Here is a 7907-nt window from a genome sequence, read left to right as displayed (position 1 = left end):
GGAACAGTCGGGCGGCGTCCAGCACGCGATCGATGTTGTAGATCCGATTATGGGCGATCCAGGCGGCGCGCAGCTTTTCGTGGCCGGGCTGGTCGGGCGGTATCGGCTGATCGGGGGTCCAGTGGAGAAAGGCGCCCGTCTTTAAATTCACGTAATTGTGCAGCCAGCCCGCGGCCCATTCCGGGTGATCGCGGGGTGTGGCCATCCACTTCGTGACCCGACTGGTTCGCTCCTGCAACCAAGCCGTCCAGCGAGGATCCTGTGCCACGCGCTGGCGGGCCGCGTCCCAGTACTCACGGGCGGCACGGGCCGGTGCATAGTCGTCTTCACCCGCTTTCAAGGCGGTAAAGGCGGCTTTGATGGTGTCGTTGCCGGGCAGGGCTGGGGCCTTGGACGCCGGTTCAGTTTTGCCGGCGGCTATAGGTTCGAGGACTGCTCCTGCCAGCATCAACGCCACCCCGCTCCATAATCGCAGATCTCTCATCGTTGTCCCCTTATCGTCATGGATTAGAAAACACGGCATCGGATGACGCGTTGGGAGCTACTTCCTTCGCCAGGAAGGGCTCGATATTGAGCAAGGCACGTTGTTCAACCCCGGGCCAAGAATCCGCAACCCGGGAGGCGAGGGCTTCGCGAGATGAAATCAGTTCGTCGATCAGCGGTGCCAGGCGGGAAGGATCAAGAATCGACTCGGGCGACACCGCCAGATGTCCGGGAAGTTCGAAATGTCGAAAGAGTCCTTCGAATTTGCCTTGATAAGTGACGGCGACGATGGGCACACCCTGGCCGAGCGCCGCGACCGCCAAATGCATCCGTCCGGTAAAAACGGCGTCCGTTAGGCCGGCGATCGCCTTTAGCTCCTTTGCGGAGAAATGATTCTTCCAGTAGCGAATTCGCTCGCCCAACTCGTCCTGAAGACCTTCGAAAATCGGTCCGAGCATGGCTTCATCGCCTAGCGGGCCACCACGAAAATCGTGCGAGATGAACAGATAACTCACATCATTCCGCGCCGCGACGTCGCGCAGTGCTGCTACCGAGGCACTGATCATCGCCGAGCGTAGGGATTGATCGCCTTCCTTGATCAGCATCGGGTGGAGATTGAAACCCACCACGGTACGGCCCTTCGCCCGCTGCGAATCGGCCCAAAGACGAACAACCTCCACTCGGTCGCTGAACGAGGGCCGTAACAGAAAGGCCGCATCGGCGACTAGCCTCGAATTAGCCTGGGAGACTCCTTTAAAGCGTTCGAGAGAAACCTCGTCCCGGACGGAAACGACGAAACGCTGATCGAGGGAGCCAAGGCAGCGCCGCAAACGCGAGGACGGTTTCTCGTTGAACGAAAATCCCAGAGTCGCGCTTCGTTTTCCGAGCCGCGCAGCCATATCGCCGACCACCCACAGGCGCAGAGCGGTCAGCGGAGTGTAGTATCCGTCCATCACATCGCCACCGACGATCACCAGTCCTTCATAGCGGGACATGGTCTGGATCAGCCGGCGCAGCGACCACTTGGGATTTGCCCAGACCGGTTCGAGGCGTACGCCGAGATCTGCCAGTGTCTCGGGAACTTGGTCATGGTAAGTCAGCAGCCCGAATTGGCAGACGGGATTGAATGCGCGGATCCGCTCAACGAACGCCGTGATCATGGCCTCGTCACCCTTGGAGCCGGCAACCGTATCCGGATCGCAGGGAGCGATCAGAATCGAGTTACAGGCTTCGAGCAGATCCGGATAGGACGGATTGACCAATTGCCCCTTTTCGCGCCGCCATTCCCGATACAGCATCGGCACCCGCAAGAACTCTCTCAGGCGGCCTCGAACCCCCTTCGCTCGAACGTTCTTGATCTCAATCGGCTTTTGGGGCTTATCGGAACCTTGTTCAGTCATCCACGCCTCATTGATTTGATGGTTTGTATTGATTCGATCAGATGGCGGCGGCCGAGAAGCGCAATTCCCATGGCGTAGACCGTTATTCCGGCGGCAAGCTTCACGGCGAGGTCCGACAGCTGATTCAGGCCGAAATCGGAGAGTGCGGGGCCGATCGCTCCGACGGCGAAAAACATCATCGCCGCCGAAAGGGCGAACGGAATAACGCACCGCAGGATTCTGCGAACGGATACGCCCAGGTACCTTCTTCCGAGATAAAAGCTCACGGGCGTCGCGACGAGTTGCGCCAGCACGTAAATCTTGACGGTTATGTCCAGGCCTTGCCCTTTGGTCGCCACCAGGGCGGCGCCGGTAGCCGCCGCCTTGACGATGGCGATCGCTAGCGCTGTAGCGGACCGGCCGATGGCGTTCAGTCCTGATGCGTTGTAGTACTGGAGCGTCTGAACGGCCCCGAGGAGGGCGAGCGGAGCCAGAATGTCCGCGGTGTCGGCCCATTTGGCGCCGAATACCGTCATGCAAAGCTCCGAGGCGACCGCGGAGACGAGCACGAAGCACGGCATCGCCAGGGCGGCGGTCGCGGTCATGGCGCGGTAATAGGCCTGGGCCAGTCGTTCTCGCTCCCCGGCGATCCGCGAGAAGCCTGAATGGGCCACGTCCATGACCACCGAACTGAGGAGCTGCATCATGATGGTGTAGATGCGGGAACCGACGGCATAAAACCCGAGTGTGGCGGCGCCGAGCCACGCGCCTATGGCGAGCTCGATGGCGCGGGTATTGGCGAAATCCAGCAGGCGCATGCCGAGGACATTGCTTCCGTAGCGGAGGAGTTGACCGAACCCGACGAAACTGAACTTCAGTCCGGGCTTCCAGACCGGCTTGAGCCAGAGCAATATCAGATTGACCGAGGTACTGGTCAGAAACTGTCCGACCAGACTCCACACGCCGAAGCCGGCGAGCGCCAGCCCGACACCCACCGCGCCGCTAACGACGGTCGCGGCCACGGTTCTGAGGGCCAGCCAGCGGTACTGGAAATTTCGCCGGAACAGGGCCTGCTGGCAGAACCCGAGTGAACTGATCAGTATTCCGAGGCACGACACTCGCAAAATTTCGGTCAGGCGCTCGATGCCCATCACCGAGGCGATGAGCGGTGCCCCCAGCCAGGTCGCCGTAACCAAAAGAGCTGCCACGAGAAAATTGGCCACGAAAACCGTATTCAACTCTCGCGGCCCTATGGTGGGACGTTGCACGACCGCGTCGGCTAGGCCCTGTTCCGCAATGATCTCGATAAAGGCGAGCACCGCGATGGCGGCGGCGAATACGCCGAATTCATCCGGCGACAGAATTCGAGCAAGCAGGAAAAATACGGCGATGGTCGCCAGTCGTCCGCCCCAGTTACGGACGGCCGACCAGATCAATCCGGACAGAACCTTATTGCCCAGCGAAGGCGTGGTGCTGCTCATGCTTTACGCCTACCGGTCCAAAGCGGTGTCCAAGCGCGCAAAAAAAGCGTCTATCGAAAAGCGCTCCACGTACCGACGGGCGTTTTTGCGAAGATGCTCGCGCAGTGCCTGATCGCCACCCCATTGCAGAACGGCCGCCGCGAAATCGACAGGGTCGTCGCAAATTTCGAGGGGGCTGTCGTCGGTCGGGGGAAAACCTGCGGCTCCCACGCTGGTCGTAATGCAGGGCAGACCGAACGCGAAATAATCCAGCATCTTGATCTTCATGCCGCTCCCGGCGCGCACCGGATTGATGGCGAAAAGCGCGGTTGCGGCGAGTTCCGAGAGGTCTTGAACGCGGCCGTGCAGAACCACGCCCGGAATGCCGGGCGTGAAGGCGAGACACGCCTCGCCCGCCACGTCCAGGATGAAATCGTTCCGCACCTCGCGCACTCGCGGCCAGACGTTCTCCAAAAACCAGCGGAGTCCGTCCACGTTGTGCGGCGCATGGCTGCCGAGATACAGAATGCGGGACTCCGGGGCACCCCGAGTCTTTATCGGCCTCGCGTCAACCGGCGCCGGAAGAGCGACGATCTTCGCTATCGGCATCAGATTGCCGAGGTCGAGGGCGTCTTCGTCGCTGATCGCGAGCAGCACGTCAAAGCCTCCGAGCATGGCCTGCTCCTGTTCCGGGGTCACCGGGGGAACGGCGGTTATGCCGCGAGCCTCCAGGGACTGGCAGCGCTTGTAAAAGACGTCGTGGGCGATCAACAGCGTGCGGGTGCGGTTCGGCAACCAGTTCACGATCCGCGCCCGGAAAATGGTATCGACGAAGACATAGTGGGGAGCTAGTCGGGCGAACAGCGGCGCCAATCGGCGCAGATCCGGTTCGCTCAGGCAGCGGCCGATAAAGACGGCTTTGCTCTGCGATGCGCCGCGCCAGTTCTCCAGCCGTCGGGCCCATGCGCCGCCCACGCTATCGAGCAGCCAGCGGTAAACGGACCGAATCAGGGCCCGTGGGTGTGTGACAAGGCGCCACTCCCCCAGCCGAACCGTTCCGGGCACGTGAATCTGGAGTCTTGTGCAACCCAATCGGCGCCGGGGGCGGAATATCGGCGCCGGCAGGCGCGGTCCGCTGATCACCAGATGCGCCTCGAACTCCCGTGACTCCAGGTATTTCACGAAAGCGTGGTTGTAGGTGGAATACCCGTTCAGGCCCGGAACCGGCAAATCCTCGCACAGAAAAACCGCGACCGGACGCAGACGTTCGGTTTTAGGCGCGCTCATTTCAATTCCCACTGCAGCAGAAGCTTGCGTTGGACCGGCAGGAAATTGTCGTCGGACACCGCCGTGACGACGATGATTCCGTTTTCGTCGCGATGGGCGGCGATACCTTCCATGTTGTCGATCTCGTGAAATAGCCGATTGGCTTCCAGAACGGGGGAGCCGTCCGAAACGGCTCCGGGCCGTATGTCGGTCGCCGGGATGCGGCGAAGACGCATCTTGAAACCGCCGAGCAGCGATAGCCGCCGCTCGAGCAAGAGCAAATCACCTTCCGGGAGAAAGACGGCGTCGCTGATGTCGTAGCCGTCGGTCAAGCGGACCTTGAGTTCCAGCGCCGTCCCTTCCTTCAGAATCCAGGCCGGAGCCATGTCGCGACCGGTTCGGTCCCGCTCGGCAATGGCGAGGAGCGCACCGCCGAAATCATGTCCGGCGGGAATCGCGACCAGAGCTTCCAAGCCGCGACCTTTCGGCAGTGCCACAATGTCCGGAGGAATCGGCAGGAGCCGACCGTGGCGCCGGAGCAAGTCGGATGTCGGCTGGAAAACGGCTATCCCGTTGCGGTGCCCTTCGAATCCCAGGTAAGCGGCCTCGGCGGTCAGCTCGAGAGACTCGATGTCGCCCTTGCCGTTTTCTCGGAGTGGTTTTCCTTCGGGCCCAAGAACCGACGCCATCACCACATCGGCGACGCCGCTCGGACGGCCCCGGTCGTACAAGAGACGGCCTTGTACCCAATAGCCGGCATCGGTGACTGCCGCAAACCCATGGCCGCGGTCCGTCATCCGCAGGCCGGAAATTCCGCCGAAATGCGGGGCGCCGGATTCGAGCACCAAGCCGCCCCGAAAGACCAGCGGCGACGCTGCGGTTTCCGCGATCTCAATTTTTGAAAACTCGGCGATCGGGTGCGCCTCGACCGGGATAGGCGTAAGACCCGGCAAGGCTACCGTGGGTTTAAATCTCAGAAAGCCGGCCCAGGCGATCGCGGCGGCCAACACTGAGGCCGCCGCGGCCGTTACCCACCATCGCCACCGCCGTGCGACGCCGTATCCGGTTCGTGGAGAAGCTTGCGTCGGACGGCGCGTATCGCGAAGCCGGTCGCCGCTGGGCACGATTTCCGTTACAGCCGCTTCGAACCGTTTTCTCATGGGCTTCGTCACGAGCGCGCCGGTTGGCTGCATCGGGCCGCCTGGGCGAGTCTCAGCGCCCGTGAAAAAGCGGGCCAGGCCAGCTCGCGGCGAAGCAGCAGATAGATGCCCACCAACACTTTTCGCACCGCCTGCAAGGCGACCGCCCGGCTCGAGGCCGCGCTTCGAGACAGCGCGTACAGGCTGCCGGCATAGTAATGTCCGATCAACCAACGATGAGGGTCGCGGTGCCCGACCAGAGAGGCGTCGAACCAGACGGCTTTTTCCCCGGCGGCGACATAGGCGCGCAGGGCGTAATCGAGGTCTTCTCCGCCGTTGATCGGCGCTCCGACCCCCAGGGACTCGTCGAAATACCCCGTTTGAGCGGCGCGAGAGGCGCGCATGAACAGCGTATTGGACGAGGCATTGGCAACGAATGCCCTGGCGCTCGCCGGCCGCGCGGCGCGCAGCTCCGAAGGCAGGGCGGAGAGCGTCGAAGGCGTGGAGGAATACCGGCAGATCGCGAGATCGAGCGAGGCGTCTCCCCCGAACAAAGCCAGCATGGCTTCCAGCGTGCCCTCCGGGTACCAGGCGTCGTCGTCGGGGAAAGCGACCATCAATGATCGCTCGAACATGCCGTCTTCGCGCGCCGAGCTCAGGAGGAGATTCCGCGCCTTGGAGAGCGAAACTCGATCGGGAATGGTCGTTACCCGGATATAGTCCGGCAGAGCGGGCGGCGGCTGGCCGGGAGCGTGCCGCTGCAGCAACAGGTATTGAACGACCCGAAGGCCGGACGTCGCTATGGCGCGCTCTACGCTCCGGACCATGCGCTCCAGTTCGTCGTGACGTCCGCCCGCACTATCGTTGGTGGTGAAGAGCAGGGCGTCCACCTCCGCGTAGCGCCCTTGCTCGGTCGCGGGAACGGCGTTCATGAGCGCTCGCTCCGGAGAGTGCGCGCTTCGCTGGACGAAGCGCGCCGACCGGCGCGACGCATCAGCGCGCGATCGTAGGCGGCCAGAAGGCTGGAGACCTGGTCGGGCCAGCGAAAGTGCGTGCGGGCCCGCTCCAAGGCGCGCTCGGCATGGTTCCGGCGCAAGGACTCGTCTTTCAGGAGAGCCGCCAGGGCGGATGCCAGCCCCTCGGGCGTATGGTCGGGCGCGTAACGGGCCGCATCCCCGAGGAGGCGCTTGGTCTCCGCTAGTTCAAAGGCGACGATAGGCATCCCCAAGGTAGCGTATTCGAACACCTTGCACATGCTGATTTTGTCGTTGTACGTGTCGTAAGGATCGGGAATGACGCCGATGTCGAAGCTGGATAGGGCGGCCAACAGCGCTTCCCCGGACAGGAAACCCGTGAATTGGCAGACATCGGCTACGCCCAACGACTGGGCCAGTGCTTTCAGCGAGGCAAGCTCGGGGCCGGCGCCGACGAATCTGCAAGTGAATCGCGGCAGCCCGGATTCGTTGCGCAGCGCCGCAACGGCACGAATCAGGTTGTCCACCCCATCCTGAGCGCCCATGACCCCTACGTATCCGACCGTGATCGTGTCTTCCACGTCGGTTTTCGGCACCCGTTTGAACTTAGTAAGGTCCGGCACGCCGTACACGGTAAAAACATCGTCGGGATACTTGCCGCCCCGATTTATGGCCAGTTCCTTGAACGTTTCGTTGGCCGAGATGACCACGTCCGAAAACCGGAAGGTCAGTTTTTCGAAGAGTCGCAGCAGGGCGTGCATCGGGCCGCGTTTCTTGAACTTGGATTCGTAGAGCTCCGGACAGATGTCGTGATGATCGAAGATCAGCGGCCGGCCGAGCGCTTTATAGGGCAGGGCAACCAGGAACAAAAGATCGGGCGGATTGGCGATGTGGATGACGTCGAAACCGTGGCGTCGAAACACTTTGAAGGCCAAACGCGTTTCGTGGAACAGCGCCGCGCCGTATTCCAATAAGAAGCCCAATGCGCCGCTGGCTTCCAGGGGCAGGGGATGGCGGTAGACCCGGATGCCGTCGATCACGATTTCCCGTTCCGGGTGCCTTTCGGTGGCCGGGCAGATCACCGTAACCTCCCAACCGGCGTCGCGCAGTGCGGTCGCCTCCTGCCACGACCGCCGGTCCAGCGGCAGCGGAAGGTTTTCGACAATCATTAGACAACTTGGCATTTAAACCCCCGGTGAATGGTCA

Annotated in this window: 7 protein-coding genes; all 7 read right to left on the bottom strand. The window is 62.3% G+C overall.

Going from position 1 to position 7907, the window contains the following annotated elements; all coding sequences use genetic code 11:
- A partial coding sequence (locus ABJK70_RS05070) for a hypothetical protein (protein ID WP_347257488.1) occupies positions 1–484 on the bottom strand: 484 nt, incomplete at its 3' end.
- Between the two features lie 16 nt (positions 485–500).
- Entirely contained in the window at positions 501–1883 is a 1383-nt protein-coding gene (locus ABJK70_RS05065) for a polysaccharide pyruvyl transferase family protein (protein WP_347257487.1), read from the bottom strand.
- Positions 1880–3343, bottom strand: a complete 1464-nt coding sequence (locus ABJK70_RS05060) for a lipopolysaccharide biosynthesis protein (protein WP_347257486.1) — start codon at positions 3341–3343, stop codon at positions 1880–1882. The genes ABJK70_RS05065 and ABJK70_RS05060 overlap by 4 nt, the downstream gene beginning before the upstream one ends.
- Positions 3344–3352: 9 nt before the next feature.
- Positions 3353–4609 carry a glycosyltransferase gene (locus ABJK70_RS05055; protein WP_347257485.1) on the bottom strand — a complete coding sequence of 419 codons (1257 nt, stop codon included), beginning with the start codon at positions 4607–4609 and terminating at the stop codon, positions 3353–3355.
- The gene (locus ABJK70_RS05050; protein ID WP_347257484.1) at positions 4606–5748 is read right to left on the bottom strand and encodes an esterase-like activity of phytase family protein; all 1143 of its coding nucleotides are present in this window, start codon (positions 5746–5748) and stop codon (positions 4606–4608) included. Before ABJK70_RS05050 ends, ABJK70_RS05055 begins: the two co-directional genes overlap by 4 nt.
- An 8-nt stretch (positions 5749–5756) precedes the next feature.
- Entirely contained in the window at positions 5757–6659 is a 903-nt protein-coding gene (locus tag ABJK70_RS05045; RefSeq protein WP_347257483.1) for a hypothetical protein, read from the bottom strand.
- The gene (locus tag ABJK70_RS05040; protein WP_347257482.1) at positions 6656–7870 is read right to left on the bottom strand and encodes a glycosyltransferase family 4 protein; all 1215 of its coding nucleotides are present in this window, start codon (positions 7868–7870) and stop codon (positions 6656–6658) included. Before ABJK70_RS05040 ends, ABJK70_RS05045 begins: the two co-directional genes overlap by 4 nt.
- Between the last annotated feature and the right edge of the window lie 37 nt (positions 7871–7907).

Origin of the sequence: Methylocaldum sp. (assembly GCF_039794385.1) — a bacterium.
Lineage (GTDB): Bacteria > Pseudomonadota > Gammaproteobacteria > Methylococcales > Methylococcaceae > Methylocaldum.
The sequence above is the reverse complement of the archived record's forward strand: the minus strand, read 5'-3'. Positions and strand labels throughout refer to the sequence as shown.